We start from the raw sequence: 25,933 nt of genomic DNA, 5'->3' as shown, positions 1-25,933 counted from the left end.
GACGTTTTGCGATTGCGGCTCGAGTTGAGCACTGGTGCGCCCGAAACGGCGCTCGCGCTCCGCGTACGAAGCGATGGCGTGGCCGAGCGCGTCGGCGTCGAAATCCGGCCAGAACGTGTCGGTGAAATAGAACTCGGTGTACGCGAGTTGCCACAGCAGGAAGTTGCTGACACGGCGCTCGCCGCCGGTGCGGATGAACAGGTCCGGTTCCGGCGCGTAAGCCATGGACAGGTGCTCGGCGAACGAATCTTCGTTGACCTCGACCGCCTTGCCCGCCAGCGCCGATTGTTCGGCGAGCTTGCGGGTGGCCTGCATGATGTCCCAGCGGCCGCCGTAATTGGCGGCGATGGTCAACGTCAGACGGGTATTACGCGCGGTTTTGGTTTCCGCGCGCTTGATCAGGTCGCGAATGCGCGTATCGAAACGGGACAGATCGCCGACCACCCGCAAACGGATGCCGTTCGCGTGCAGCTTGCCGATTTCCCGCTCTAGCGCGGTGACGAACAGGCGCATCAGGAACGACACTTCGTCGTTCGGGCGGCGCCAGTTTTCCGAGCTGAACGCGAACAGCGTCAGATATTCGACGCCCTGACGCGCGCAGGCCTCGACGGCCGCGCGCACCGCGTCGACGCCGCGCGTATGGCCCGCCACGCGCGGCAGACGCCGCTGGGTGGCCCAACGGCCGTTGCCGTCCATGATGATCGCGATATGTCGCGGCACCGCGGCGACATCAGGCACGCGCACGGTTGAGCTGGTATAGGTCATGGCCGTCGGGACAATAACTGCAAATAAAGAAGTGGAAACCGTGAAAGTGCTGAGCCCTAAGGCCTACACCGTCATGATCTCGGCTTCTTTCGTCACGACGATCTTGTCGATTTCGGTGACGAACTTGTCCGTCAGCTTCTGAACGTCATCACCGGCGCGACGCTCGTCGTCTTCCGAAATTTCCTTGTCTTTCACGAGCTTCTTCAACTGCTCGTTCGCGTCGCGGCGCAGATTGCGCACGGCGACCTTGGCCGTTTCCGCTTCGCTCCTGACCACTTTCATCAGTTCGCGGCGGCGTTCTTCGGTCAGCGCGGGCATCGGTACGCGGATCACGTCGCCCTGGGTGGCCGGGTTCAGACCGAGGTCCGACTCGCGGATCGCCTTTTCCACGACCTGGACCATCTTCTTTTCCCACGGCTGCACGCCGATCGTGCGCGCGTCGATCAGCGTCAGGTTCGCGACCTGCGAGATCGGCACCGGCGAACCGTAGTAATCGCACTGGATATGATCGAGCAGGCCCGTGTGCGCACGGCCCGTGCGGATCTTCGACAGGTCGTTCTTGAACGCGTCGATGGAACGCTGCATTTTTTGTTCAGCGCCCTTCCTGATATCAGCCACAGACATTTTTAAACCTCCGAACCTTCAAAACGGTGCGAGCCGGCCGGCGCGCGCGATGCGGCGGCCTGGGCTCGCGTTAAAGCCCACGTTATGTGAACGAGAGTTTACACGTGGACGAGGGTGCCCTCGTCCTCGCCTTGAACGATGCGCTTGAGCGCGCCCGGCTTGACGATCGAAAACACCCGGATCGGCAGCTTCTGGTCACGGCACAGCGCGAACGCGGTGGCGTCCATCACCTGCAGATTGCGGCCAATGGCTTCGTCGAAGCTGATCGTGGTGTAACGGGTCGCGCTCGGGTCTTTCTTGGGGTCGGCCGAATAGACGCCGTCCACCTTGGTGGCTTTCAGCACGACTTCCGCGCCGACTTCCGCACCGCGCAGTGCGGCGGCGGTGTCGGTCGTGAAGAACGGGTTGCCGGTGCCGGCCGCGAAAATCACGACTTTGCCTTCTTCGAGCTGGCGAATCGCGCGGGGGCGGATATACGGCTCGACCACCTGGTCCATGCGCAGCGCGGATTGCACGCGCGCCTCGATGCCGGCGTGACGCATGGCGTCCTGCAGCGCCAGTGCGTTCATCATGGTGGCCAGCATCCCCATGTAGTCGGCCGTCGCGCGATCCATACCGGCCGCGCCGCCCGCGACGCCGCGGAAAATATTGCCACCGCCGATCACCACGGCCATCTGCGTTCCGAGACGGACCACTTCGGCCACGTCTGCCACCATTCTTTCGATGGTCGCGCGGTTGATGCCGAAGGCATCGTCGCCCATCAGAGCTTCACCGGAGAGTTTGAGCAGGACGCGTTTATAGGCAGTGGGCATAGGGGTATCCAGATCGCGCAGAACAGGGCAACAACAAGGGACTAATGTAGGGGTGAAATACTGATTCGGGCAAGCACCGCCAAATTGACGAACCCTGGGGTCCGCCAGCGGCGGCTGTGTGGCGAGGGTCAACCCGCACGCAGCCTTGCGGCGCTGCCGACCGCGGCAAAGTCTTGCTCCGCCGCGGGTCCAACGGTACTAGCTAAGGCTTAAGACAAGCTTATTGTTGCTTTGCAGCAGCGACCTGAGCAGCCACTTCAGCAGCGAAGTCGTCCTGCTTCTTCTCGATGCCTTCGCCGACCACGAACAGCGCGAACTTCTGCACGCTCGAGTTGCCTGCCTTCAGCATCTGTTCGATCGTCTGCTTGTCGTTCTTAACGAACGTCTGGTTCAGCAGCGACACTTCCTTCAGGTACTTCTGCACGCTGCCGTCGACCATCTTGGCGACGATTTCAGCCGGCTTGCCCGATTCGGCGGCCTTCTGTTCAGCAATGCTGCGTTCCTTGGCGATCAGCTCTGCCGGCACGTCGTCCGACGACAGCGACACCGGCTTCATTGCCGCGATGTGCATTGCCACGTCTTTGCCGATCTGCTCGTCCGCGCCGGTGTACTCGACCAGCACGCCGATGCGCGTGCCGTGCAGGTACGCTGCCAGCTTGTTTGCCGACTCGAAGCGCACGAAGCGGCGGATCGACAGGTTTTCACCGATCTTGCCGACCAGCGCCAGACGCACTGCGTCGACCGTCGAGCCGTCCAGCGGCAGAGCGCCCAGCGCAGCGACGTCAGCCGGGTTTTGCGTGGCGATCAGTTCCGCGACCGTCTTCGTGAAAGCCAGGAAGTCGTCGTTCTTCGAAACGAAGTCGGTTTCGCAGTTCAATTCGACCAGCGAACCCGCGTTGCCGCCGATGAACGAAGCAACCACGCCTTCAGCCGTCACGCGCGATGCAGCCTTGCTGGCCTTGTTACCCAGCTTCACACGCAGCAGCTCTTCAGCGCGCGCCATGTCGCCGTCGGCTTCCGTCAGCGCTTTCTTGCATTCCATCATCGGCGCGTCGGTCTTTGCGCGCAGTTCTGCAACCATGCTTGCGGTAATTGCCGCCATCATTTGCTCCTTGAGTTCCGTCTGTCACACGCCGCCCGGACTTCGATACCGGCGGCAAGAATTCGTTTCAGCGTTTCACGTACTTTTTTACGCAACCACACTTTCGGCACTGCTCGGGCACCGTTTGCAGCGCCCTACTACATCTGTCGCGGCTTAAAAAAAGGGGGCCTGTAGAAAGCCCCCTTTTTTGCCGGACACGGGGCAGCTTTACGCTTCCGCTTTGACCTCGACGAACTCGTCGCCGTCGTCGCCGCGTGCAGCTTGCACCACTTCGTTGACCGAATTCGCACGGCCTTCGAGGATCGCGTCAGCCACGCCAGCCGTGTACAGAGCGACAGCCTTCGAAGCGTCGTCGTTACCCGGGATCACGTAGTCGATGCCGATCGGCGAGTGGTTCGTGTCGACCACGGCGATGATCGGAATGCCCAGCTTGTTAGCTTCGGTCACAGCAATCTTGTGGTAGCCGACGTCGACCACGAAAATCGCGTCCGGAATGCCGCCCATGTCTTTCACGCCGCCGATCGACTTGACCAGCTTAGCCATTTCGCGCTCGAACAGCAGAGCTTCTTTCTTGCTCATGCGCTCGGTTTCGCCGGCTTCCAGCGCTGCTTCCATGTCCTTCAGGCGCTTGATCGACACCTTCAGCGTCTTGAAGTTGGTCAGCATGCCGCCGAGCCAGCGCGCGTTGACGAACGGCATACCCGCGCGTTGCGCTTCTTCAGCGATGGTGTCGCGCGATTGACGCTTCGTGCCGACGAACAGGATCGTGCCGCGATTTGCTGCCAGTTGACGCGCGTACTTCAGCGCGTCGTTGTACATCGGCAGCGTCTTTTCGAGGTTGATAATGTGAATCTTGTTGCGATGACCGAAAATGAAGGGAGCCATCTTCGGGTTCCAGAAGCGCGTTTGGTGACCGAAGTGGACACCGGCTTCCAGCATTTGACGCATGGTAACTGCCATGAAAATCTCCGCGAGGGTTAGGTCTTAAGCCGGCTGCCGCATCGGCCGCGCCCGCCTTCAATTTGGCGTAACGCGACGGACACCCTGGGTGCGCCGGCTTGCGAGTCTGCCGCCTTATACTGCTTCACCCCACGACACAGGCAACGAACGCCGTGGGAAGCTGCTCCCGCCGTCTTTTTGACCATTTCAGCCTCATTCAGACTGATACCGGACAATAAAACCAAGACAGAGAGCGACTTAGCCAAAGATTATAGCACGCGACTATTGCATGACTCAACCCGCACGGTAGCTCCTTCCGGACGCGACCGGGTTGCACCTGCGGGCGTGTGCCTGGACCTAGCTGACGCGAGACCGGCGGACTGACGGCGAGCCAGGCCCGCAAAACCCTGCGGCAGCCGGGATATGGTGCGATAATCTCAGAATAAATCGCAATTCAGGCCCGACTCATGGCTATTACGCTCAAAAACGAACACGATATCGCGCAAATGCGCGTCGCCTGCAAACTGGCGAGCGAAGTGCTCGACTACATCACGCCGTTCGTTGCCGCCGGCATCACGACCGGCGAACTCGACCGCCTCTGCCACGAATACATGCTGAAGGAACAGGGCACCGTGCCCGCGCCGCTGAATTATCAGCCGCCCGGCTACCCGCCCTACCCGAAGGCGACCTGCATTTCCGTCAACGACGTGATCTGCCACGGTATTCCCGGCGAAAAGACGCTGAAGAACGGCGACGCGCTGAATATCGACGTCACCGTCATTAAAGAAGGCTATTTCGGCGACACGAGCCGCATGTTCATCGTCGGCGAAGGCTCGATCATGGCCAAACGGCTGGTTCAGACCACCTTCGAATGTATGTGGCTCGGCATCGACCAGGTGCGCCCCGGCGCGCATCTCGGCGACATCGGCTATGCCATTCAGAAGCATGCCGAAGCCCAGGGCTACAGCGTGGTGCGCGAATATTGCGGCCACGGGATCGGCACGGTGTTCCACGAAGATCCGCAGATTCTGCATTACGGCCGCCCGGGCACCGGGCTCGAACTGCAGGCCGGCATGATCTTCACGATCGAGCCGATGATCAACGCCGGGCGTCGCGATATCCGCACCATGCCCGACCAGTGGACCGTCAAGACCAAAGACCGCAGCCTGTCCGCGCAGTGGGAACACACCGTGCTCGTGACGGAAACCGGCTACGACGTGCTGACCGTTTCCGCCGGCACGCCCGCGCGGCCGCCGGTCGTTGCGGTTACGGCCTGACCGACCTCCTGCCCACCGTCCGCGTGCCCGCCTGCCAATGAGTAGTGTTCCCGCCGTCGCCCCATCCCATGCCACGTCGCTCAAGGCGGACTACAAGGTGGCCAAAGCCCAGCTGCTGGAACGCTTCAAGACGGCCACCAACGTCGACGCGTTGATGGCCGCTCTCGCGCGCGCCACGGACAACTCGCTGCGCGCCGCCTGGGACACCTGCGAACTGCCGCCCGAGCTGGCTTTACTGGCGGTCGGCGGTTATGGGCGCGGCGAACTGGCGCCGCATTCCGACATCGACATTCTGGTGCTGCTGCCGGACGCGCCGATCGAGCATCTCGAAGCGCGTATCGAGCGTTTTATCAGCCTCGCGTGGGATCTGGGGCTGGAACTCGGCAGCAGTGTGCGCAGCGTGTCGCAGTGCCTCGAAGAAGCCGCCAACGACGTCACCGTGCGCACCTCGCTGCTCGAAGCGCGGCGCATTACCGGCAGCGCGACGCTGTTCGACGATTTCGCGAAGCGTTACCGCGACGCGCTCGATCCGAAGGCGTTCTTCCAGGCGAAAGTGCTGGAAATGCGCCAGCGCCACGCCAAGTTCCAGGACACGCCGTACGCGCTTGAACCCAACATCAAGGAAAGCCCGGGCGGCCTGCGCGATCTTCAGCTGATTCTGTGGATCACCCAGGCGGCCGGTTTCGGCAGCAGTTGGCGCGAACTCGAGGCGCGCGGCCTGATCACCGAACGCGAAGCGCGCGAACTGCGCCGCAATGAGAGCTTTCTGAAGGCGCTGCGCGCGCGGCTGCATGTCACCGCGGGGCGTCGGCAGGACATTCTGGTGTTCGATCTGCAAACGCCGGTGGCCGAAAGTTTCGGCTACAAGCCGACCGCCACCAAGCGCGCCAGCGAGCAACTGATGCGGCGCTATTACTGGTCCGCCAAAGCCGTCACGCAGCTCGCCACGATTCTGATCCAGAACATCGAGGCCCAGCTTTTCCCGAGCACGAGCGGGATCACGCGGGTGCTGACGGACCTCTTCGTCGAAAAACAGGGCATGCTGGAAATCGCCAGCGACGACGTGTTCGAGCGCGAGCCGAACGCGATCCTCGAAGCGTTCCTGCTGTACGAACTGACGCCGGGCGTCAAAGGCTTGTCGGCGCGCACGTTGCGGGCGATCTACAACGCCCGCGACATCATGGATCAGCATTGGCGGCGCGATCCGGAAAACCGTCGCCTCTTCATGGAAATCCTGAAGCAGCCGGCCGGCATCACGCACGCGTTGCGTCTGATGAACCAGACCAGCGTGCTCGGGCGTTACCTGCTGAACTTCCGGCGCATCGTCGGGCAGATGCAGCACGATCTGTATCACGTCTACACCGTCGACCAGCACATTCTGATGGTGCTGCGCAATCTACGGCGCTTCGCGGTCGCCGAGCACGCGCACGAATACCCGTTCTGCAGCCAGTTGATCGCCAATTTCGACCGGCCGTGGGTGCTGTACGTGGCGGCGCTGTTTCACGACATCGCCAAGGGCCGCGGCGGCGATCACTCCACGCTCGGCATGGCCGACGCGCGCCGCTTCTGCCGCAGCCACGGTATCGAGGGCGAAGACGGCGAGCTGGTGGTCTGGCTGGTGCAGCAGCATCTGACCATGAGCCAGGTCGCGCAGAAGCAGGACACCAGCGACCCGGAAGTCATCAAGCGCTTTGCCGAACTGGTGGGCACCGAGCGCCGCCTCACCGCGCTCTACCTGCTGACGGTGGCCGATATTCGCGGCACCAGCCCGAAGGTCTGGAATACGTGGAAAGGCAAGCTGCTCGAAGACCTGTACCGCGCCACGCTGGCCGTACTCGGCGGCGCGCGGCCGGACGCGCATTCGGAACTGAAATCGCGCCAGGAAGAGGCGCTGGCGCTGCTGCGCCTCGAAACCGTGCCGGAAGGCGCGCAAAAGGCGTTGTGGGACAAGCTCGACATCGGCTATTTCCTGCGTCACGACGCAGCCGATATCGCGTGGCAAACCCGCGTGCTGTCGCGTCACGTCGAAACGGCCACGCCGATCGTGCGGGCGCGTCCGTCGCCGATCGGCGAGGCGCTGCAGGTGCTGGTGTACGTGAAGGATCAGCCCGATCTGTTCGCCGGGATTTGCGCGTATTTCGACCGCAACGGCTTGTCGGTGCTGGATGCGCGGGTCAGCACGACCCGTCACGGCTACGCGCTCGATAATTTCCTCGTCGCGCATACCGAAGAAGACGTGCATTATCGCGATATTGCCAATCTGGTCGAACAGGAACTGACCGCCCGTCTTACCGGCGACGGCACCCTGCTCCCCGGACCGTCGAAAGGCCGTTTGTCGCGGCTTTCGCGGACCTTCCCTGTGACGCCGCGCGTCGACCTTCGGGCCGACGAACGTGGCCAATATTACATCCTGTCCGTGTCGGCCAACGACCGGCCAGGCCTTCTTTATTCGATCGCGCGCGTGCTGGCCGAGCATCGGGTCGGCGTCGCTTCGGCGCGGATCAATACGCTCGGCGAACGCGTCGAAGACGTGTTCCTGCTGGATGGACACGGTCTGTCGGACAACCGCCTGCAAATTCAGGTCGAGACCGAACTGCTGCGCGCGATTGCAGTGTGAGATTTCATGCGACTCAAATTAACAGCCAAGCACCCGCGGCCGGCTTCGTCCGAACGCGCCCCTGTCCGTACCGGCAGCACGTCGGCGCGTAAGCCGACACGTCCGGTGGGACCGAAACCGTCGACGGCGGGTTTCAGCGGGGCGCACGGAGAAGGCGGCGGCGCGCCGAAGGGTGCCGGCACGCGGCCGGCCGGCGGAAAGCCGGCGGGCGCAGGTGCACGGGCGCCGCGCGCTGAGGGGTCGTTTTCTCGCGAGCGGGATGCGGGCGGCGCGGGCCGCTCGTCGTCGGATCGGCCGCCGCGGCGTGAAGGCGCGGGGGACCGTGGTGAGCGTGCGCCGCGTAAGTTTGAAAGTGGTGGTGATCGTGGCGATCGCGCACCGCGCAGCTTCGGCGACCGCCCCCCGCGTCGCGACGACGGCGAACGCCGCCCGTTCAGCGGTGCGCGTCCGGGCGCAGGCCGTCCGTCCGAAGGCGGCCCTCGTGGCGACCGTCCGGTCCGCAACGATCGCGACGGTGGAGATCGTCCGCGCTTCGGTGGCGAACGCGGTCCGCGCAGCGACAGCGCACCGCACCGTTTCGAAGGCGCCGGTAATCGTGGCGAACGTGCACCGCGCAAGTTTGAAGGCGGTGGTGACCGTAGCGAGCGCGCTCCGCGCAGCTTCGGCGACCGCCCTCCGCGTCGCGACGACGGCGAACGCCGTCCGTTCAGCGGTGCACGTCCGGGCGCAGGCCGTCCGTCCGAAGGCGGCGCACGTGGCGACCGTCCGGTCCGCAACGATCGCGACGGTGGAGATCGTCCGCGCTTTGGTGGCGAACGCGGTCCGCGCAGCGACAGCGCACCGCGCCGTTTCGAAGGCGCCGGTGATCGTGGCGAACGTGCACCGCGCAAGTTTGAAGGCGGTGGTGACCGTAGCGAGCGCGCTCCGCGCAGCTTCGGCGATCGCCCCCCGCGTCGCGACGACGGCGAACGCCGCCCGTTCAGCGGTGCACGTCCGGGCTCAGGCCGTCCGTCTGAAAGCGGCGCGCGTGGCGACCGTCCGGTCCGCAACGATCGCGACGGTGGAGATCGTCCGCGCTTCGGTGGCGAACGCGGCCCGCGCAGCGACAGCGCACCGCGCCGTTTCGAAGGTGCCGGCGACCGCGGCGACCGCCCCCCGCGCAGCGACAGCGCACCGCGCCGTTTCGAAGGCGAACGTGGCTCATCCGACCGCGGCGAGCGCAGCTTCGCCAAGCCGGTGAAACGCGAATTCGGCGACCGCCCGGCTCGAACCGGTGATCGCACCGAGCGCACTGAACGCAACGACCGCCCTGCCCGCAGCTTCGACAAAACGCTCCCGACCGCCGGCCGCCGCTTCGGCGACGACCGTCCCGCGCGCGCCGATAAGCCGCGCGGCCCAGCGCCCGCAGCACGCGCCGAACACAACGACGCCGCGCCGCGCACCCCGCGTCGCGATTACGAAGATGCGCCCGGCACGCTACGCCTGTCGAAGCTGATGTCCGAGCTCGGCCTGTGCTCGCGCCGCGAAGCGGACGAATGGATCGAAAAGGGCTGGGTGCTGGTGGATGGCGAGCGGATCGATACGCTCGGCACCAAGGTGCGTCCGGACCAGCGCATCGAGATCGATCCGGCCGCCGAAGCCGCGCAAGCGAGCCAGGTGACGGTGCTGATCCACAAGCCGGTGGGTCTGGTGTCGGGCCAGGCGGAAGACGGCTATCAGCCGGCCATCACGCTGGTCACGCCGGAAAATCGCTGGGCAGACGATCAGTCGGAGATCCGCTTCTCGGTCTCGCATCTGCGCCAGCTTGCGCCGGCAGGCCGTCTGGACATCGATTCGACCGGCTTGCTGGTGCTGACGCAGGACGGCCGCGTCGCCAAGCAGTTGATCGGCGGCCATTCGGAGATCGACAAGGAATATCTGGTGCGCGTGGCGTACGGCGAGCATGCCGTCGACGTCGAAAGCCACTTCCCGCCGGAAAGCCTCGAACTGCTGTGTCACGGCCTGTCGCTCGACGAGCAGCCGCTGAAGCCCGCCCAGGTGAACTGGCAGAACGGCGAGCAACTGCGTTTCGTGCTGCGCGAAGGCAAGAAGCGTCAGATCCGTCGTATGTGTGAGCTGGTCGGCCTCGAAGTGATCGGCCTGAAGCGCGTGCGGATGGGTCGTGTGGTGCTGGGCGCGTTGCCGCCGGGCCAATGGCGCTATCTTGCGGCGGACGAATCGTTCTGACGATCCGCGATGGTTGTTCGATGCTGTATGATCGACCGACCATCAAGCCCCGGCTGCTCACGCAGTCTCAGGCTCACCCAATAAAAAACCCACGCAATTGCGTGGGTTCAGACTGCTGACCAACCCCACGTTTTTCGGAGCGTGGGGTTTTGTTTTTCAGGCAAAGCAAATCTGGCAGTGAAGCACGACGTGGCGGTTGAAACGGGCCAGAAGTGCAGCGATGAGCCACTGCAGGCGATTGCCGGGCCGCTGGCGCACGCATAAACACGCCCGCAGGCGTGCCACCAGCAGCGCGATCTTCTTGATGTTCTGCGCCGCAGCGCCGAGCAGGCACTGCTCGGCCACCTTGCGCAGCCCGCGCATCCTCGCGTAGCGATGCCCATGCAGCTGCTTGGCATCCGCGAAGCTGCGCTCCACCGTTTCCTTGCGCCGTTTGTAGATCGCCTTGCCCCAGTCGGTCAGGCGACGCGCATCGACGCGCTCCTTCGCGCGCTCCCATACGTGCCGGATGACCACCTTCACATGGTTTGCGCTCGTCGTGCATTGGCCGCGCGCCTCACAGGTGCCGCAGCGCGACGGATCGGACCTGAACTCCTGATAGCCCGCGCGGTTTGTCGTGCTGTAGCGCAGTACCTGCCCGCGTGGGCACGTGTATTCCTCGCGATACCGGCTGTATCTGAACTCGCGTTTGTAGAAGAACCCGGGCTTGTGATTCGGCGTGCGGTAGCCCATCACGCCCTCAATGCCGCGATCCTCCAGCCCCTGGCAGATTGCCGGCGTGAAGTAGCCCGCATCCAGCCCCACCGCCTGCACCTGGAAGCCAAAGCGTTCGCGCTGCCGGTCCAGCCGCGCCAGATACGGCTGGCTGTCGTGCACCGAGGCGGGTGTCACATGCGTGTCGGTGACGATTGAATAGCGCGCATCGACCGTGCGGTGATCCAGGTAGAAGAAGCCCGTGGGCTTGTCGTCGCGCACCATGTAGCCGCTGTCCGGGTCGGTGCGGCTGACCTTCGTTTCCTTGCGCTCCGGTGTGGCAGCCGACCTCGAGCCCTCATCGTCGTCGGGGCCTTTGCGTTCGTCGCGCCGCAGCGGCTTCTTATCGTGCGCTGCCCGGTCCGCATCGACCGCAGCGTCCAGCGCCGCCAGATAAGCCGAAGGCGCCTGTTCGAGCTGCACCAGATCAAACTTGCGCTTGTTGGCGTTCGCCTTCAGGTGGGTGCTGTCGGTGTAGAGCACCCGTCCCTCGACCATGCCGCGCCCGATCGCCTGCTGCACGATTGCGTCGAAGATCTCCTGGTAGACCGTCGTGTCGGTGAAGCGCCGTCGCCGGTTCTGCGAGAACGTCGAGGCGTCAGGCACCCGGTCCGTGAGCCGAAAGCGTGCAAACCACCGGTAGGCCACGTTGACCTGCACCTCGCGCATGAGCTGGCGCTCACTGCGTACCCCGAACAGGTAGCCGATGAACAGCAATTTGAACATCACCACCGGATCGAGCGCTGGGCGCCCGTTGTCCGCGCAATACAGGTGCGCCACCTTCTCACGGATGAATTCGAAATCCACCGCCGCGTCGATCTGGCGCAGCAGGTGGTCCTTCGGCACGAGTTCCTCGAGCGTCACCATCTCGAGTTCGTGCTGCATGGGCGTCGGTGTCTTCAGCATGCCCCAATTAAACGACAAAGCCCGACGCAAGGCCAGGCTTTGGGGGTACTTTGTCAGCAGTCTGAACCCACGCAATTGCGTGGGTTTTTTATTGCCGGTAACACGTAGCAAACAACCGGCAGCCCGAGGGCCGCCTCAATCGTCGCTATTCGGATCCATATCCGGAAACAGCACTTCCGTGAAGCCGAATTTCGCAAAGTCGTTGATCCGCATCGGGTACAGCTTGCCGATCAGATGATCGCACTCATGCTGCACGACCCGCGCATGAAAACCCTCGGCGACGCGATCGATCGGTTTGCCGAACTGATCGAAGCCGTGATATTTGATCATCGAAAAGCGGCTCACCGCGCCGCGCAGGCCCGGCACCGACAGGCAGCCTTCCCAGCCCTCCTCCATGTCGAGCGAGACCGGCGTGATGGTCGGATTGATCAGCACCGTTTCAGGCACCGGCGGCGCGTCCGGATAGCGTTCGTTGTTCCCGAAGCCGAAGATCACCACCTGCAGATTGACGCCGATCTGCGGCGCGGCCAAACCCGCGCCGTTGGCGTGGTGCATGGTCTCGAACATGTCTTTGACGAGTTCATGCAATTCGGGGGTGTCGAAGTGATCGACTGGATCGGCAATCTGCAACAGACGCGGATCGCCCATCTTGAGAATTTCGCGAATCATAACTGCCCCTCCAGGAGCTTACGCAACCCATCTTCGTCGAGTACGGGAATGCCGAGTTCCTCGGCCTTCGCCAACTTGCTGCCCGCTTCGGCACCCGCTACCACATAGTCGGTTTTCTTCGACACCGAGCCGGCCACTTTCGCGCCGGCCGCTTCAAGCATTTCCTTCGCCTCTTCGCGCGCCAGGCTCGGCAAGGTGCCGGTCAACACGACCGTCTTGCCGGCCAGCACGCCTTGCGGCGCCTTCGGCGCAGGCGGTCCTTCAGGCCACGTCACCTTGCCCGGCGCGCGCAACTGCTCGATTACCGTGCGGTTGTGTTCTTCGGCGAAAAACTGGTGCAGCGACTCGGCGACCACCGGCCCCACGTCGTTGACTTCCAATAAAGCTTCGACCGATGCATCCATGATTGGATCCAGCGAACCGAAATGCTTGGCCAGATCTTTCGCCGTGGACTCGCCGACGTGGCGAATCCCGAGCGCGTAGATGAAGCGCGCCAACGTGGTATGCCGGGCCTTGTCGAGCGAGTCGAGTAGGTTTTGCGCGGACTTTTCGGCGAAACGGTCGAGCTCGGCGAGCGTCGCAAAGCCGACGTTGAACAGATCGGCCGGCGTACGCACCAGATTCAGCTCGACCAGTTGATCGATGATTTTTTCGCCGAGACCGTCGATATCCAGCGCACGACGCTGCGCGAAATGCCACAGCGCCTGCTTGCGTTGCGCCGGACAGAACAGCCCGCCGGTACAGCGCGCGATCGCCTCGTCCGGCAGCCGCTCGATATTCGAGCCGCACACCGGACACTGCGTGGGCATCACGAATTCGCGAGCGTTTTCCGGACGACGTTCGAGCAGCGCGCTCACCACTTCGGGAATCACGTCGCCGGCGCGCCGCACGATCACCGTGTCGCCGATCCGGATGTCTTTGCGCCGCACTTCGTCTTCGTTATGCAGCGTGGCGTTCGTGACCGTCGCGCCGCCGACGAACACCGGCTCCAGCCGCGCCACCGGCGTAATCGCGCCGGTGCGGCCGACCTGCACGTCGATCGCGACGAGTTGGGTCAGCGCTTCCTGCGCGGGAAATTTGTGCGCCAACGCAAAACGCGGTGCGCGCGAGACGTAACCGAGCGCGTCCTGCTCGTCGCGCCGGTTGACCTTATAGACCACACCGTCGATATCGTACGGCAGCGTGTCGCGCTTCTCGCCGACCGCGTGGAAGAAGCCGAGCAACCCTTCCGCGCCCTGCACCACGGCCCGTTCGCCGTTCACCGGCAAACCGAGTTCCTTGTACCAGTCGAGCAGGTCGCTATGCGTGGCCGGCATCTCGATACCGTCGACCACGCCGATGCCATACGCGAAAAACGACAGCGGCCGCTGCGCGGTGATCTTCGAATCGAGCTGCCGCAAACTGCCCGCCGCGGCATTGCGCGGATTGGCGAATTCCTTCTGCTCGGCAGCGCGCTGGCGTTCGTTCAGACGCTCGAAATCGCGCTTGAACATCAGCACTTCGCCGCGCACGTCGAGCACGTGCGGCACGCGTTTGCCCTTGAGCTTGAGCGGAATGGAGCGGATCGTGCGGACGTTTTCGGTGACGTTCTCGCCGGTCGCGCCGTCGCCGCGCGTGGAGGCCTGCACGAATACGCCGTCCACATAGCGCAGCGAGATCGCGAGGCCGTCGAATTTCAGTTCGGCCGCGTAGTCGACCGGCACCGGCGGCTCGCTCGCGTTCTTGCCGAGTGAATCGCCGACGCGTTTGTCGAACGCGACGATGTCTTCGTCGGCGAAACCGTTGTTCAGCGACAGCATCGGCTGGTCGTGCACGACCGGCTCGAAGCCGCTGGCCGCCTCGCCGCCCACGCGCTGGGTGGGCGAATCCGGCACGATCAGATCCGGATGCTCCGTCTCGATGCGCTCCAGTTCCTTGAAGAGCTTGTCGTATTCGGCGTCCGGCAAATCCGGCTGATCGAGCACGTAATACGCGTAATTGGCGCGTTCGAGTTCCGCGCGCAACCACGCGGCCCGTTCTGCGGGAGCGCTGTCTGCTGGATGGGAAGCGGGGGTTCGGGCCATACTGTCGGAAGATTTTTCAGTGAAATTCAGACATTGGATTATCGCAGGAAGCGTGCCCCTTTACATCGGCCGAATGATGGTTTCCGGGTTCATTGCGGCGTTCTCAGGGCGCGGAGATTATGTTCGCTGACATGCCGTAAGGCACGTCATAAAGCACACAGTAAAGCAGCCGCCTGCAACGACAACGGCCGCACATCGTGCGGCCGTTGCGAACGTCAGCGAAAAAGCGAAGCCTACTACTGGCTGAACAAACGCCGCGTGGCGGGCGAACCGGCCGGAATGCCCGCCTGTTCGAGTTTCGCGTAGAGCGTCATCAACTGCTTTTCGATCGCCAGCAGCGCGGTTTCCGGCAACGGACGGCGGCCATCATCGACCACCCGTCCGCCGATGCGCTCAGCCAACGATTTCGCGTAGTCGCACATCAGCCGGAACGGCAGGATGTCTTCGTCGGCGACCGGCACGTCGAGCACCAGCGTGATCATCTGGCCGCCCTTGTAGGTCAGGTCGTCGCGCAGGAAGTTGGTGTCGCCGAATTGCAGCATGAACACCGGGCTCTGCTTCGCGTCGAGCTTGACGAAACGCGTGCCGTCACGCGACAGCAGCAGACCGTCTTGCGACGCGACCGCCTGCACGTAATTGGCCGACCACGGCGCGCCGTCCGACAGCACGTTGATCGACAACTGCGCGTCGCACTGCGCGGCGAAGCCGTCGAGTTCGCGCGCCATCGCCACCGTTTCGAGCATGTCGGGAAATTCCGGCGACGCATCCAGCGCGTCGGCGAACTGCTGCACGCCGGTCACGAACTCCGAGAACTCCAGTTCGTTGAGCGCGCCGCTGCGATTAGCCAACTGCGCGGCCGCGCGCAGTTCTTCATAGCGCGCGCCGTTTTGCAACAGCTCCCACGCGCCGCCTTCGAGCTTGCCTTCGATATGCACCGGCTTGCTGCCGGCGCGGCGCAGACGTTGCGCGAGCGGAATCACCTTGTCGCCGGCCACCGGGCCATTCAGGCGAATCGGCACGATACAGTCGATGCGACGATCGACGATGGCCGGCGGCGCCGACGAAATCGTTGTGGCGGCGGGCAGGATCGGCTCGATCGGTTCGTCGGCATGACGAGCGGCCTCGGCGCCCTCGGCTTCGGCCACGCCTTCCGCTTCCGGATAACCGTTCGGCGTGGTCGTCTCGGCCTGAATATCGGCCGGCGTATCGAGCGGCGCGGCAGCCGCACTTGCAGCCGCGCCAAAGGTCGGCTCGACCCGCGCCGCGCCGGTTTCCGCCGTCGCGTCCGAACCCACAACCGGCTCGCGCCGCGTGGTCGGCCGGGCCGGTTCGATGAACGGGCTCTGTTCTTCCTGCTCGTCGCGCGCGAACGTTTCGGCGGTCTCGGCCGGCATCGGCCGCGGCATCTTGCGGCGCACCTTCGCACCCTGCCACGCGTTGTACACAACCACGCCCCCGACCACTACGGCGCCCGCGCCGATCAAACCGAGTGTCAACTCGTCCATGCATGCTCCATCAGCAATTCTTTTATGTGCGCGGCCGTTACGCCCTGTTCACCTGTCGCGCGGCCGCTGGCCGCTGCGCTGAACGCGGACGCCCGCGATGCTCAACTCAACCGAAAACTCAAACGATATTCTGGGCGAAACCGGCAGCCGACTCCATGTCGACGGCCACGATCCGCGACACGCCCTGCTCCTGCATGGTCACGCCGATCAACTGCTGAGCCATTTCCATCGCGATCTTGTTGTGCGAAATGAACAGGAACTGGGTCTTGTCCGACATCGCCCGCACGAGGTTCGCGAAACGTTCCGTGTTGGCGTCGTCGAGCGGCGCGTCCACTTCGTCGAGCAGACAGAACGGCGCCGGATTCAACTGGAACATCGCGAACACCAGCGCCGTGGCGGTCAGCGCCTTCTCGCCGCCCGACAACAGGTGAATCGTCGAATTCTTCTTGCCCGGCGGTTGCGCCATCACCTGCACGCCGGCGTCGAGAATTTCGTCGCCGGTCATGATCAGCTTCGCCTGGCCGCCGCCGAACAGACGCGGGAACAGTTCGCCGAAATGGTGATTCACCTGGTCAAAGGTGCCTTGCAACAGCGTGCGCGTTTCCGCGTCGATCTTGCGGATGGCGTCTTCGAGCGTTTCGATCGCGCTGTTCAGGTCGGCCGATTGCGCGTCGAGGAAGCTCTTGCGCTCGCTCGCCGCCTTCAGTTCGTCGAGCGCGGCCATGTTGACCGGCCCAAGCGCGGCGATCGCGTTGTTGATGCGCGTCACTTCGCCTTGCAGATACGACGGCTTCATGTCCGGCGTGAGCTTGGCTTGCAACTCGGCTTCGTCGACACCGGCCGCGGCCAGTTGTTCGATGAACTGCTCGCCGTTCAGGCGAGCCGCCTGTTCCTTCAACTGCAATTCGTTGATGCGGTCGCGCAGCGGCTGCAACGCACGCTCGGCGGTCAGACGGGTTTCATCGGCGGCGCGCAGCTTGGCCGTCAGGTCGTCCAGTTCGAGGCGTGCGGCATGCAGCGCTTCTTCCTTGACCGCGCGAATGTCGAGCGCGTCCTGCAGACCGGTGTGCGCGGTCTGCTCGTTGATCGTTTCGAGCTCGCCACGGGCGTCTTCCAGCGAACCAGCGACGCGCTCGCTCTGCTCGTGCGCGACCTGGATGCTGCGCTTCAATTCCTCGATGCGGTTCGCCATGTTGCGCGCGGCGAAGCGCGCGTCGGTAGCGCCACGGTCGAGATCGCGCGCCTGGCCGCGCGCGGCGGTGAGCTGTTCGTCGAGCCCTTCGAAAGCCAGTTGGTGATCTTCGAAACGCGCCTGCAATTCGGCGAGCTCGCCGTCGTGACGCTCGAAGTTCGCTTCCGACTCCGCGCGCAGCGCGCGCTGCTCTTCGATCTGGGCGGTGATCTCCGCGAGCTCTTCGCGAATCTGCGTGCTGCGCTGCGTGTAACGCTCGTGCGCCTGGGTGAGCTTGAGCACGTCCATCTGCAACGCGTGCACGCGCTGCGTGGCGCGCTCGGCCTGCTGGCGCACGTCGGTCAGCGCTTGCGCGGCTTGCGTGTGGGCGGCTTCGGCGCGGATCGCGGCGGCCTTCGCCTCGTCGGCGAGCAAAGCCTGAGCGCGCACCTGGCGGCCGAGGTTTTCGATTTCCTGCTGACGCGCCAGCATGCCGGCCTGTTCGGAGTCGGCGGCATACAACTGCACGCCGACGCGCGTCACCACGTGACCCGCCTTGACGACGAACGAACCGCCTTCCGGCAATTGCGAGCGCATCGCCAACGCCTGCTGCAGATCGTCGGCGACGAACGCGAGGCCCAGCCAGTCGTTCAACACCGCGCGAATGCCGGCGTCGTCGATCCGTACCAGCGACAGCAGCGGCCGCAACGCGGCCGGCGCGGCGACCGGCTGACCGGCGGCCGGCGGCGCGTAGAACGCGAGCTTGGCGGGCGGCGCGTCGGTCGCGAAGGCCTTGACCCAGTCGAGGTTCGACACTTCGAGCGCGGCGAGCCGCTCGCGCAGCACGGATTCCAGCGCGGCTTCCCAACCGGCTTCGACGTGCAGCTTCTTCCACAGACGCGGCAGACCGCCCAGTTCGTGCTTTTCGAGCCACGGCTGGATCTTGCCTTCGGTCTGGACGTTTTCCTGCAATTGCTTGAGCGCGGCGAGGCGTGCGTCGAGCTGATGAATCTGCGCGCTTTCCGACTGCACGCGTTCCTGCGCGGCGCGCCGTTCGCCGTCGAGGCGCGGCAGCGTTTCCTGCGCGTCCGCCAGACGCGCTTGCGCGTCGTGCAGGACTTCTTCGTGCTCGGCGAGCTGCATGCGCAGGTCTTCGAGCTGCGCTTCGTCGGGGGCGTCGAGACCGCCCGACTCCGTCTTCAGCCGCTCGTGACGCTGCTGCAGTTGCTGCAATTGCTGGTCGGCATTGCGCTGATGCGCGGCTTCGAGCTTGAGCGCCTGTTCGGTCTGCGCAATGCCACCGCGCTCGGCATTCAACTCGGTCTGCGCGTCGCGCCAGCGCGCTTCGAGCGCGGGCATGGCGTCGTGCTTGGCAGCGGCTTCATCTTCGGCGAGTGCGGCTTTTTCTTCGGCGACGGCCAGTTGCTCTTCGGCGTCTTCGAGATCGTCTTGCGCTTTTTGCGCCTGCGACTGCCACTGCTCACGCTGTGCGGTCAGCGCGGCGATCTGCGCCTGCACGCGGTTGCGCGATTCGACGATGAACTTGATCTCGGCTTCGAGCCGGCTGACTTCCGCGTTCGCCTCGTAGAGCGAGCCTTGCGCGCCCTGCATCGCGTCGCTCGCGGAGTAATGCGCGACGCGCAACGTTTCGAGCTGCGCTTCGACTTCGCGCAGCTTCGCGGTTTGCGCTTCGAGGTCGATCTGCGCCTGTTCGATCGCGCGCTGCTGGCGTTCCTGCTCGCCGCCGGCTTCGTTCTTGCGCAACAGCCACAAGAGACGCTGCTTCTCTTCGCCGTCGGTTTGCAGATCTTTGTACTTGGTCGCGACGATCGCCTGCGCTTCCAGCTTCTCGAGATTCGCCCCGAGTTCACGGACGATATCTTCGACCCGCGTCAGGTTCTCGCGCGTGTCGTGCAGACGGTTCTCGGTTTCGCGGCGGCGTTCCTTGTACTTGGACACACCCGCGGCTTCTTCGAGGAACACACGCAGCTCTTCCGGCTTCGCCTCGATCAGGCGCGCGATCATGCCCTGCCCGATGATCGCGTAAGCACGCGGCCCGAGGCCGGTGCCGAGGAAGATGTCCTGAATGTCGCGGCGACGCGCCGGCAGATTGTTGATGTAGTAGCTCGAGGTGCCGTCGCGCGTGAGCACGCGCTTCACGGCGATTTCGGCATACTGGCCCCACTGGCCGGCGGCGCGGCCGTCGGCGTTGTCGAACACGAGTTCGACGCTGGCGCGGCTACCTGGCTTGCGCGCGGTCGAGCCATTGAAGATCACGTCCTGCATCGACTCGCCGCGCAGCTCGGAAGCGCGCGATTCGCCGAGCACCCAGCGCACGGCGTCGATGATGTTGGACTTGCCGCATCCATTCGGTCCGACCACGCCGACTAGCTGGCCCGGGACCTGGAAATGCGTGGGATCGACGAATGACTTGAAGCCAGCGAGTTTGATCGAGGTCAGACGCACGGCGATTTCGCTGTTTGAAAAGGGAAAAAAATAGGTGGCTCGCGAAGGCCGCGCCGGCCGTTCGCCGTTGCTGCGGCGCGGCCCGCGAACTCCTTCGAACCCTCGGAATACGGGCGCCGGCTACACGCGTTCACGCTTGCGCCGGCTAATGAGGGGCAATCATACCATCGCGCGTGGACGGTTTTTGCCGTCCTTACGGTCTGTTTCCAGCCCGTCGGCGGAGCCCGTGTCTTCGCTGGCTGGATCGGGCGGCATGGCCTTGGTCCGATGCACCCAACTGGACAGCGCCGAGGCCAGCACGATGCACGCGCCGCCGGCCCATTCGCGCGGACCGGGCGACTCGCCGGCGAATAGCCACGCGGACATCGCCGTCACGACGATCTCGAACAGCATGATGATCGACGCCCGGTTAGCCGGCACGCGCGCGAGGCCGTATTGCACCAGCATATTGTTCGACGCGAGCAGCAAACCGAGGCCGAGCACCAGCAGCCCGGCCGTGCCCAGATGCGCGCCGGTGGGCGGTGCGGGCATCGCTTCGAACAGCGACGCGCAGGCGCTGAAAATCGCCGCGCCGCCGAAAATCGTCGCGGTGCGCATTTCCGGCTTCATGTCGGGCAGCACGCGGCTCGTCTTCAGGATCAGCACGTTGCTCATCGCGAAGCCCATGCCACCCGCGAGACCCGCCCATTCGGCGAGGTTGCCGGGCACCGGCATACCCAGTTGCGGCGACCACAGCATGGTCATCGCGCCGGCCAGCGACAGCGCGGCGAGACCCGCGCCCGCCCACGTCAGCCGTTCATGCAGGATGAAGTGCGCGAACAACGCGGTCCACGCCGGGGTGAGATAGAACAGCAGCAGCACGCGCATGACCTCGCCGTGGATCGAGCCCCACACGAAGCCGAGGTTGGTGATGCCGGCGGCCAAAGCCAGAGCCGGCAGCAGCCAGTGCCAACGCACCGTTTTGAGCGTGCGAAAACGCACCATCAGCACGAACAGGCAACCGGCGGCGCTGGTCAGCGCGCTGGCCGCCGTGCCGGTGACGCCGAGCGCCGCGAGCATGCGCAGCGGATACCAGATCATCCCCCACACCGATGCGCCCAGCATGATCGCGAGCGTCGGCCAGCCATTGCGAATTCCGTACATTACTGCTCCCGCTTCTTTTTTGCGCGAACCGTCGGCGGTTCGCGTCGTTCCCGCTGCAACGCATTCGCTGCGCCGCCTGGCGGGTTGCGCCACGCTATAATCATCCGCTCGCCGCTGCTGCATTGCGTTTTGCGCATTTGTTCCCACGCTCTGCCGCCTGCATGCCCGGCTTCCTGCACCCTCCGTCTGCGCCCATCCTCGATCAGGCTCGTCCGCCCAGTGAACCCGCTACTCGACTCCCTCCAGCCCTACCCGTTCGAAAAGCTGCGCGCGCTTTTCAAAGACGTCACGCCGGCCGCAGGCCTCGCGCATATCAGCTTCGGTATCGGCGAGCCGAAACACCCGACGCCCGCCTTGATTCGCGACGCCGTGATCGCGTCGCTCGGCGGTCTGGCCGCCTATCCGGCCACGCTCGGTTCACCGGCGTTGCGCGAGTCGATCGCGAAGTGGGTCACGCAGCGCTACACCCTGCCGCCGGTCGATCCGGCCACCCAGGTGCTGCCCGTGGCGGGCTCGCGCGAGGCACTGTTCGCGCTCGCGCAGACCGTGATCAATCCGCGGCGCGATCCTGACGGCGAGCCTGCGATCGTACTCTGTCCGAACCCGTTCTACCAAATCTACGAAGGCGCGGCGATTCTCGCCGGCGCGCAGCCGTACTTCGTGAATAGCGACCCGGCGCGCAACTTCGCCTGCGACTATTCGGCGGTGCCGGATGCCATCTGGGCGCGCACGCAACTGCTGTACGTGTGCTCGCCGGGCAACCCGACCGGCGCGGTGCTGACGCTCGAGGACTGGCGCGAACTGTTCGCGCTGTCGGACCGCTACGGTTTCGTGATCGCCTCGGACGAGTGCTACTCGGAGATCTATTTCGACGAAGCCAACCCGCCCCTTGGCGGTCTGGAAGCCGCACACCGGCTCGGTCGCGGCTTCGAGCGGCTGGTCATGCTGTCGAGCCTGTCCAAGCGCTCGAACGTGCCGGGCATGCGCTCGGGCTTCGTGGCCGGCGACGCGGCGATCCTCAAGGACTTCCTGCTATACCGGACATACCACGGCACGGCCTTGTCGACGGTGTTCCAGAATGCCAGCATCGCGGCCTGGAACGACGAAGCGCACGTGCGCGAGAACCGCGCGAAGTACGTGCAGAAGTTTTCCACCGTCACGCCGATGCTCGCCGAGGTGCTCGACGTGCGCCTGCCGGACGCCGCGTTCTACCTGTGGGCGGACGTCTCGCGCACGGGCCTGACGGATACCGAGTTCGCCCAGCGCCTCTACGCCGACTATAATGTGACGGTTCTGCCGGGCTCGTTCCTCGCGCGCACCGCGCACGGCGTGAACCCCGGCCGCAATTTCGTCCGCATGGCGCTGGTCGCCGACGTCGACGAATGCACGCAAGGCGCACAGCGCATCGTCGATTTTTGCCGCGCGCTCGCGGGTTGAGTCTGCTTCCCGACCGTTTCAGAGTCCAGGCAGGCGCCCCGCGCATCGCACTCCCTTCTTCAGATTTCAACTCTTCAGAAAAGCACGCATATGTCGCAACAACTTCAGCAGATCATTGACACCGCCTGGGAAAACCGCGCAGAGCTGTCGCCGAAGGCCGCTCCGGCCGACGTACGCGAAGCCGTCGCCCACGCGATCGAACAACTGGACAAGGGTGCGCTGCGCGTCGCCGAGAAGAAAGACGGCGACTGGGTCGTCAACCAATGGCTGAAGAAAGCCGTGCTGCTGTCGTTCCGTCTGGAAGACAACGCGCCGATGCCGGCCGGCGGCTACAGCCAGTTCTACGACAAGGTGCCGTCCAAGTTCGCCAACTACACCGCTGAAGACTTCGCCGCCGGCGGCTTCCGCGTGGTGCCGCCCGCCATCGCGCGTCGCGGTTCGTTCATCGCGAAAAACGTCGTGCTAATGCCGTCGTACACCAACATCGGCGCGTACGTGGACGAAGGTTCGATGGTCGACACGTGGGCCACCGTCGGTTCGTGCGCGCAGATCGGCAAGAACGTTCACCTGTCGGGCGGCGTGGGCATCGGCGGCGTGCTGGAGCCGCTGCAGGCCAACCCGGTCATTATTGAAGACAACTGCTTCATCGGCGCGCGTTCGGAAGTGGTGGAAGGCGTGATCGTCGAAGAAAACTCGGTGATCTCGATGGGCGTGTACCTCGGCCAGAGCACCAAGATTTACGACCGCGAAACGGGCGAAGTCACGTACGGCCGCATTCCGGCGGGTTCGGTGGTGGTGGCGGGCAACCTGCCGTCGAAAGACGGCTCGCACAGCCTGTACTGCGCCGTGATCGTCAAGAAGGTCGACGCCAAGACGCGTGCGAAGGTCGGCCTGAACGAGCTGCTGCGAGGCGACTGATGGCGCGCGGCAACAAGACTGTCGTCTACGGCATCCCGAACTGCGACACCGTGAAGAAAGCCCGTGTGTGGCTGGAAGAGCACGGCGTCGAGTTCGAGTTCCACGACTTCAAGAAGCATGGCGTGACCGAACCGCTCGTGCAGGACTGGCTGAAAGACGTGAAGCTCGACGCGCTGCTGAACCGTCGCGGCACCACGTGGCGCGGCCTGTCCGACGACATGAAGGCGGCCGCCGATACGCAGCCGGGCGCGATCGCGTTGATGATCCACAAGCCGTCGGTGATCAAGCGGCCGGTGCTGGTGGTCAACGGGCGGGTCAAGTCGCTAGGTTTTTCCGCGGACGATTACGCGGCACTGTTTGCATAAAGCGCGACTAGCCGTGTTCAAGCAGTAAAACGCGGCCTCGCCGCGTGACGCAAACGCTGTTGCCGGCTGCGGTGCTTCACCGCCAGCCGGCATTTTTTCATTTCAACGTGGCTTGTACTGAACCCATGTCCGGCACCCTCGCCCTTACCGAACAACTGATCTCGCGCGCGTCTGTCACGCCCGACGACCAGCATTGCCAGCGTCTTCTGATCGAACGCCTGTCCGCGCTCGGCTTCGAGCACGAGACGATCGAATCGAACGGTGTGACCAACCTGTGGGCCGTCAAACGCGGCGTGGACGGCACGAACGGCAAGCTGCTCGCATTCGCCGGCCATACCGACGTCGTGCCGACCGGTCCGCTCGAACAATGGCATTCGGCGCCGTTCGAGCCGACCCATCGCGACGGCAAGCTGTACGGCCGCGGCGCGGCGGACATGAAGGCGTCGATCGCCGGCTTCGTGGTGGCGAGCGAGGAATTCGTCGCGGCGCACCCGGCGCATCGCGGCACGCTCGCGTTCCTGATCACGAGCGACGAAGAAGGCCCCGCCACCGACGGCACCGTCAAGGTCGTCGAAGCCTTGCAGGCGCGCGGCGAACGGATGGACTACTGCATCGTCGGCGAGCCGACCTCGAGCGCGCAGCTCGGCGACATGGTGAAGAACGGCCGGCGCGGTTCGATGTCGGGCAAGCTGATCGTCAAAGGCGTGCAAGGCCATATCGCCTATCCGCATCTGGCGAAGAATCCGGTGCATCTGCTCGCGCCCGTGCTGGCCGAGCTGGTCGCCGAGCGCTGGGACGACGGCAACGACTATTTCCCGCCCACCACGTGGCAGGTGTCGAACATTCACAGCGGCACGGGCGCGACCAACGTGATCCCGGGCCACGCGGACGTGATGTTCAACTTCCGCTTCTCGACGGCCAGCACGGTGGAAGACCTGCAAGCGCGGGTCCACGCGATCCTCGACCGGCACGGCCTCGAATACGATCTGCAATGGACCGTGAGCGGCCTGCCGTTTCTCACGCCGCGCGGCGATCTGTCGAACGCGCTGGCCAAAGCGATCAAGGACGAAACCGGCGTCACGACCGAACTGTCCACCACCGGCGGCACGTCGGACGGCCGCTTTATCGCGCGCCTCTGCCCGCAGGTGATCGAATTCGGCCCGCTGAACGCCAGCATCCACAAGATCGACGAACATATCGAAGTCGCCCACATCGAGCCGCTGAAAAACGTGTATCGCCGCGTGCTCGAACAACTTATTGCGTGACCCAAGGACTATTTGCGATGACGCTCCCGTTTTCCACTGTTCGCGACCTGCTGCGTTTCGCGGTTTCGCGCTTCAACCAGGCTGAACTGTCGTTCGGTCACGGCTCGGTCAGTGCTTACGACGAAGCCGCCTACCTCGTGCTGCACACGCTGCATCTGCCGCTCGATCTGCTGGAACCGTTTCTCGACGCGCGCCTGAGCGCGGCCGAGATCGACACCGTGCTGAACGTGATCGAACGCCGCGCCAGCGAACGCGTGCCGGCCGCCTACATCACGCAGGAAGCGTGGATGCACGGCTTCCGCTTTTACGTCGACGAGCGCGTGATCGTGCCGCGTTCGTTTATCGGCGAATTGCTGCAGGACGGCTTGCAGCCTTACGTGGAAGATCCCGAGCAGGTGAGCGCGGTGCTCGAACTGTGCACCGGCTCCGGGTGCCTGGCGATTCTCGCGGCGCACGCGTTCCCGAACGCGGATATCGACGCGGTCGACCTGTCGGCGCCGGCGCTCGAAGTCGCCACGCGCAACGTGACGGACTACAAGCTCGACGACCGCATCGCGCTGTTCGAAGGCGATCTGTACGCGCCGCTCGCCGAGCGCCGCTACGACGTGATCATCAGCAATCCGCCGTACGTGAACGCCGCTTCGATGCAGGAGCTGCCGGCCGAATACAAGCACGAGCCGGACATGGCGCTGGCGGGCGGCGCCGACGGCATGGACATCGTGCGGCGAATCATCGCTCAGGCACGCAACTGGCTGACCGACGAGGGCGTGCTGGTGGTCGAGATCGGCAACGAGCGGGCGAATGTCGAAGCGGCCTTCGGCGGCCTCGACCTGGTCTGGCTGTCGACCAGCGCCGGCGACGACAACGTATTCCTGATTCAGGCCGCCGATCTGCCGGTTTGAGCGGGCTT

20 protein-coding genes are annotated in these 25,933 nt (G+C 64.4%); 9 read left to right on the top strand and 11 right to left on the bottom strand.

Going from position 1 to position 25,933, the window contains the following annotated elements; all coding sequences use genetic code 11:
• From uppS to rpsB, 5 genes are all read right to left on the bottom strand, one after another.
• The coding region (uppS, locus tag GGD40_RS21325) for a polyprenyl diphosphate synthase (protein ID WP_179744814.1) at positions 1-765 on the bottom strand (765 nt) is incomplete at its 3' end.
• A gap of 63 nt (positions 766-828) precedes the next feature.
• Entirely contained in the window at positions 829-1,389 is a 561-nt protein-coding gene (gene frr / locus GGD40_RS21320; protein ID WP_035546193.1) for a ribosome recycling factor, read from the bottom strand.
• A 98-nt stretch (positions 1,390-1,487) separates the two neighbouring features.
• Positions 1,488-2,201 carry a UMP kinase gene (pyrH, locus tag GGD40_RS21315; protein WP_035546194.1) on the bottom strand — a complete coding sequence of 238 codons (714 nt, stop codon included), beginning with the start codon at positions 2,199-2,201 and terminating at the stop codon, positions 1,488-1,490.
• Between the two features lie 220 nt (positions 2,202-2,421).
• Positions 2,422-3,303, bottom strand: a complete 882-nt coding sequence (gene tsf / locus GGD40_RS21310) for a translation elongation factor Ts (protein ID WP_134962659.1) — start codon at positions 3,301-3,303, stop codon at positions 2,422-2,424.
• Between the two features lie 207 nt (positions 3,304-3,510).
• On the bottom strand, positions 3,511-4,263 hold the full coding sequence (gene rpsB / locus GGD40_RS21305; protein ID WP_179703937.1) for a 30S ribosomal protein S2: 753 nt from the start codon (positions 4,261-4,263) through the stop codon (positions 3,511-3,513).
• Positions 4,264-4,709: 446 nt separating this feature from the next.
• Here rpsB and map point away from each other — a divergent pair, with 446 nt between their 5' ends.
• From map to GGD40_RS37375, 4 genes are all read left to right on the top strand, one after another.
• On the top strand, positions 4,710-5,519 hold the full coding sequence (gene map, locus GGD40_RS21300; RefSeq protein ID WP_179703936.1) for a type I methionyl aminopeptidase: 810 nt from the start codon (positions 4,710-4,712) through the stop codon (positions 5,517-5,519).
• 37 nt (positions 5,520-5,556) lie between these two features.
• Entirely contained in the window at positions 5,557-8,136 is a 2,580-nt protein-coding gene (locus tag GGD40_RS21295; RefSeq protein WP_179744813.1) for a [protein-PII] uridylyltransferase, read from the top strand.
• A 322-nt stretch (positions 8,137-8,458) separates the two neighbouring features.
• On the top strand, positions 8,459-9,376 hold the full coding sequence (locus GGD40_RS37380; RefSeq protein ID WP_373565306.1) for a hypothetical protein: 918 nt from the start codon (positions 8,459-8,461) through the stop codon (positions 9,374-9,376).
• Positions 9,373-10,362, top strand: coding sequence for a pseudouridine synthase (locus GGD40_RS37375; RefSeq protein WP_373565305.1), 990 nt, complete (start codon positions 9,373-9,375; stop codon positions 10,360-10,362). The genes GGD40_RS37380 and GGD40_RS37375 overlap by 4 nt, the downstream gene beginning before the upstream one ends.
• A gap of 156 nt (positions 10,363-10,518) precedes the next feature.
• Here the strand turns inward: GGD40_RS37375 and GGD40_RS21285 are convergent, their stop codons facing one another.
• From GGD40_RS21285 to GGD40_RS21260, 6 genes are all read right to left on the bottom strand, one after another.
• Positions 10,519-12,021: an IS1182 family transposase gene (locus tag GGD40_RS21285; RefSeq protein ID WP_179707906.1), complete on the bottom strand. Its 1,503-nt coding sequence runs from the start codon at positions 12,019-12,021 to the stop codon at positions 10,519-10,521.
• A 135-nt stretch (positions 12,022-12,156) separates the two neighbouring features.
• Positions 12,157-12,690, bottom strand: coding sequence for a peptide deformylase (gene def / locus GGD40_RS21280; RefSeq protein ID WP_134962654.1), 534 nt, complete (start codon positions 12,688-12,690; stop codon positions 12,157-12,159).
• Positions 12,687-14,753 (bottom strand): NAD-dependent DNA ligase LigA, encoded by a 2,067-nt coding sequence (gene ligA / locus GGD40_RS21275; RefSeq protein WP_179744811.1) that lies wholly within the window; start codon positions 14,751-14,753, stop codon positions 12,687-12,689. Before ligA ends, def begins: the two co-directional genes overlap by 4 nt.
• A 236-nt stretch (positions 14,754-14,989) precedes the next feature.
• Positions 14,990-16,258: a cell division protein ZipA C-terminal FtsZ-binding domain-containing protein gene (locus tag GGD40_RS21270; protein WP_179744810.1), complete on the bottom strand. Its 1,269-nt coding sequence runs from the start codon at positions 16,256-16,258 to the stop codon at positions 14,990-14,992.
• Between the two features lie 118 nt (positions 16,259-16,376).
• Entirely contained in the window at positions 16,377-19,895 is a 3,519-nt protein-coding gene (gene smc, locus GGD40_RS21265; RefSeq protein ID WP_179744809.1) for a chromosome segregation protein SMC, read from the bottom strand.
• Positions 19,896-20,054: 159 nt separating this feature from the next.
• Positions 20,055-21,038 carry a DMT family transporter gene (locus GGD40_RS21260; protein WP_179744808.1) on the bottom strand — a complete coding sequence of 328 codons (984 nt, stop codon included), beginning with the start codon at positions 21,036-21,038 and terminating at the stop codon, positions 20,055-20,057.
• 219 nt (positions 21,039-21,257) lie between these two features.
• Between GGD40_RS21260 and dapC the strand changes: the two genes are divergently transcribed.
• From dapC to prmB, 5 genes are all read left to right on the top strand, one after another.
• Positions 21,258-22,475 carry a succinyldiaminopimelate transaminase gene (gene dapC / locus GGD40_RS21255; protein ID WP_179744807.1) on the top strand — a complete coding sequence of 406 codons (1,218 nt, stop codon included), beginning with the start codon at positions 21,258-21,260 and terminating at the stop codon, positions 22,473-22,475.
• 90 nt (positions 22,476-22,565) lie between these two features.
• Entirely contained in the window at positions 22,566-23,393 is an 828-nt protein-coding gene (gene dapD, locus GGD40_RS21250) for a 2,3,4,5-tetrahydropyridine-2,6-dicarboxylate N-succinyltransferase (RefSeq protein ID WP_128595311.1), read from the top strand.
• Positions 23,393-23,758, top strand: coding sequence for an ArsC family reductase (locus tag GGD40_RS21245; RefSeq protein ID WP_035546215.1), 366 nt, complete (start codon positions 23,393-23,395; stop codon positions 23,756-23,758). The genes dapD and GGD40_RS21245 overlap by 1 nt, the downstream gene beginning before the upstream one ends.
• A gap of 125 nt (positions 23,759-23,883) precedes the next feature.
• Positions 23,884-25,023 carry a succinyl-diaminopimelate desuccinylase gene (gene dapE / locus GGD40_RS21240; RefSeq protein WP_179744806.1) on the top strand — a complete coding sequence of 380 codons (1,140 nt, stop codon included), beginning with the start codon at positions 23,884-23,886 and terminating at the stop codon, positions 25,021-25,023.
• Between the two features lie 17 nt (positions 25,024-25,040).
• Entirely contained in the window at positions 25,041-25,925 is an 885-nt protein-coding gene (gene prmB / locus GGD40_RS21235) for a 50S ribosomal protein L3 N(5)-glutamine methyltransferase (RefSeq protein ID WP_179744805.1), read from the top strand.
• Positions 25,926-25,933 lie beyond the last annotated feature (8 nt).

The sequence above is a fragment of the Paraburkholderia bryophila genome (assembly GCF_013409255.1).
GTDB lineage: Bacteria > Pseudomonadota > Gammaproteobacteria > Burkholderiales > Burkholderiaceae > Paraburkholderia.
Note: the sequence above shows the minus strand (reverse complement) of the source record. Positions and strands in the feature narration are given on the sequence as shown.

Bases quoted from the DNA above. Each gene is read 5' to 3' on its own strand.
- pyrH (WP_035546194.1), bottom strand. From the start codon at position 2,201: ATGCCCACTGCCTATAAACGCGTCCTGCTCAAACTCTCCGGTGAAGCT.
- dapD (WP_128595311.1), top strand. From the start codon at position 22,566: ATGTCGCAACAACTTCAGCAGATCATTGACACCGCCTGGGAAAACCGC.
- GGD40_RS21270 (WP_179744810.1), bottom strand. From the start codon at position 16,258: ATGGACGAGTTGACACTCGGTTTGATCGGCGCGGGCGCCGTAGTGGTC.
- GGD40_RS21295 (WP_179744813.1), top strand. From the start codon at position 5,557: ATGAGTAGTGTTCCCGCCGTCGCCCCATCCCATGCCACGTCGCTCAAG.
- rpsB (WP_179703937.1), bottom strand. From the start codon at position 4,263: ATGGCAGTTACCATGCGTCAAATGCTGGAAGCCGGTGTCCACTTCGGT.
- map (WP_179703936.1), top strand. From the start codon at position 4,710: ATGGCTATTACGCTCAAAAACGAACACGATATCGCGCAAATGCGCGTC.
- GGD40_RS21260 (WP_179744808.1), bottom strand. From the start codon at position 21,038: ATGTACGGAATTCGCAATGGCTGGCCGACGCTCGCGATCATGCTGGGC.
- GGD40_RS21285 (WP_179707906.1), bottom strand. From the start codon at position 12,021: ATGCTGAAGACACCGACGCCCATGCAGCACGAACTCGAGATGGTGACG.
- dapE (WP_179744806.1), top strand. From the start codon at position 23,884: ATGTCCGGCACCCTCGCCCTTACCGAACAACTGATCTCGCGCGCGTCT.
- GGD40_RS21245 (WP_035546215.1), top strand. From the start codon at position 23,393: ATGGCGCGCGGCAACAAGACTGTCGTCTACGGCATCCCGAACTGCGAC.
- frr (WP_035546193.1), bottom strand. From the start codon at position 1,389: ATGTCTGTGGCTGATATCAGGAAGGGCGCTGAACAAAAAATGCAGCGT.
- def (WP_134962654.1), bottom strand. From the start codon at position 12,690: ATGATTCGCGAAATTCTCAAGATGGGCGATCCGCGTCTGTTGCAGATT.
- prmB (WP_179744805.1), top strand. From the start codon at position 25,041: ATGACGCTCCCGTTTTCCACTGTTCGCGACCTGCTGCGTTTCGCGGTT.
- ligA (WP_179744811.1), bottom strand. From the start codon at position 14,753: ATGGCCCGAACCCCCGCTTCCCATCCAGCAGACAGCGCTCCCGCAGAA.
- tsf (WP_134962659.1), bottom strand. From the start codon at position 3,303: ATGGCGGCAATTACCGCAAGCATGGTTGCAGAACTGCGCGCAAAGACC.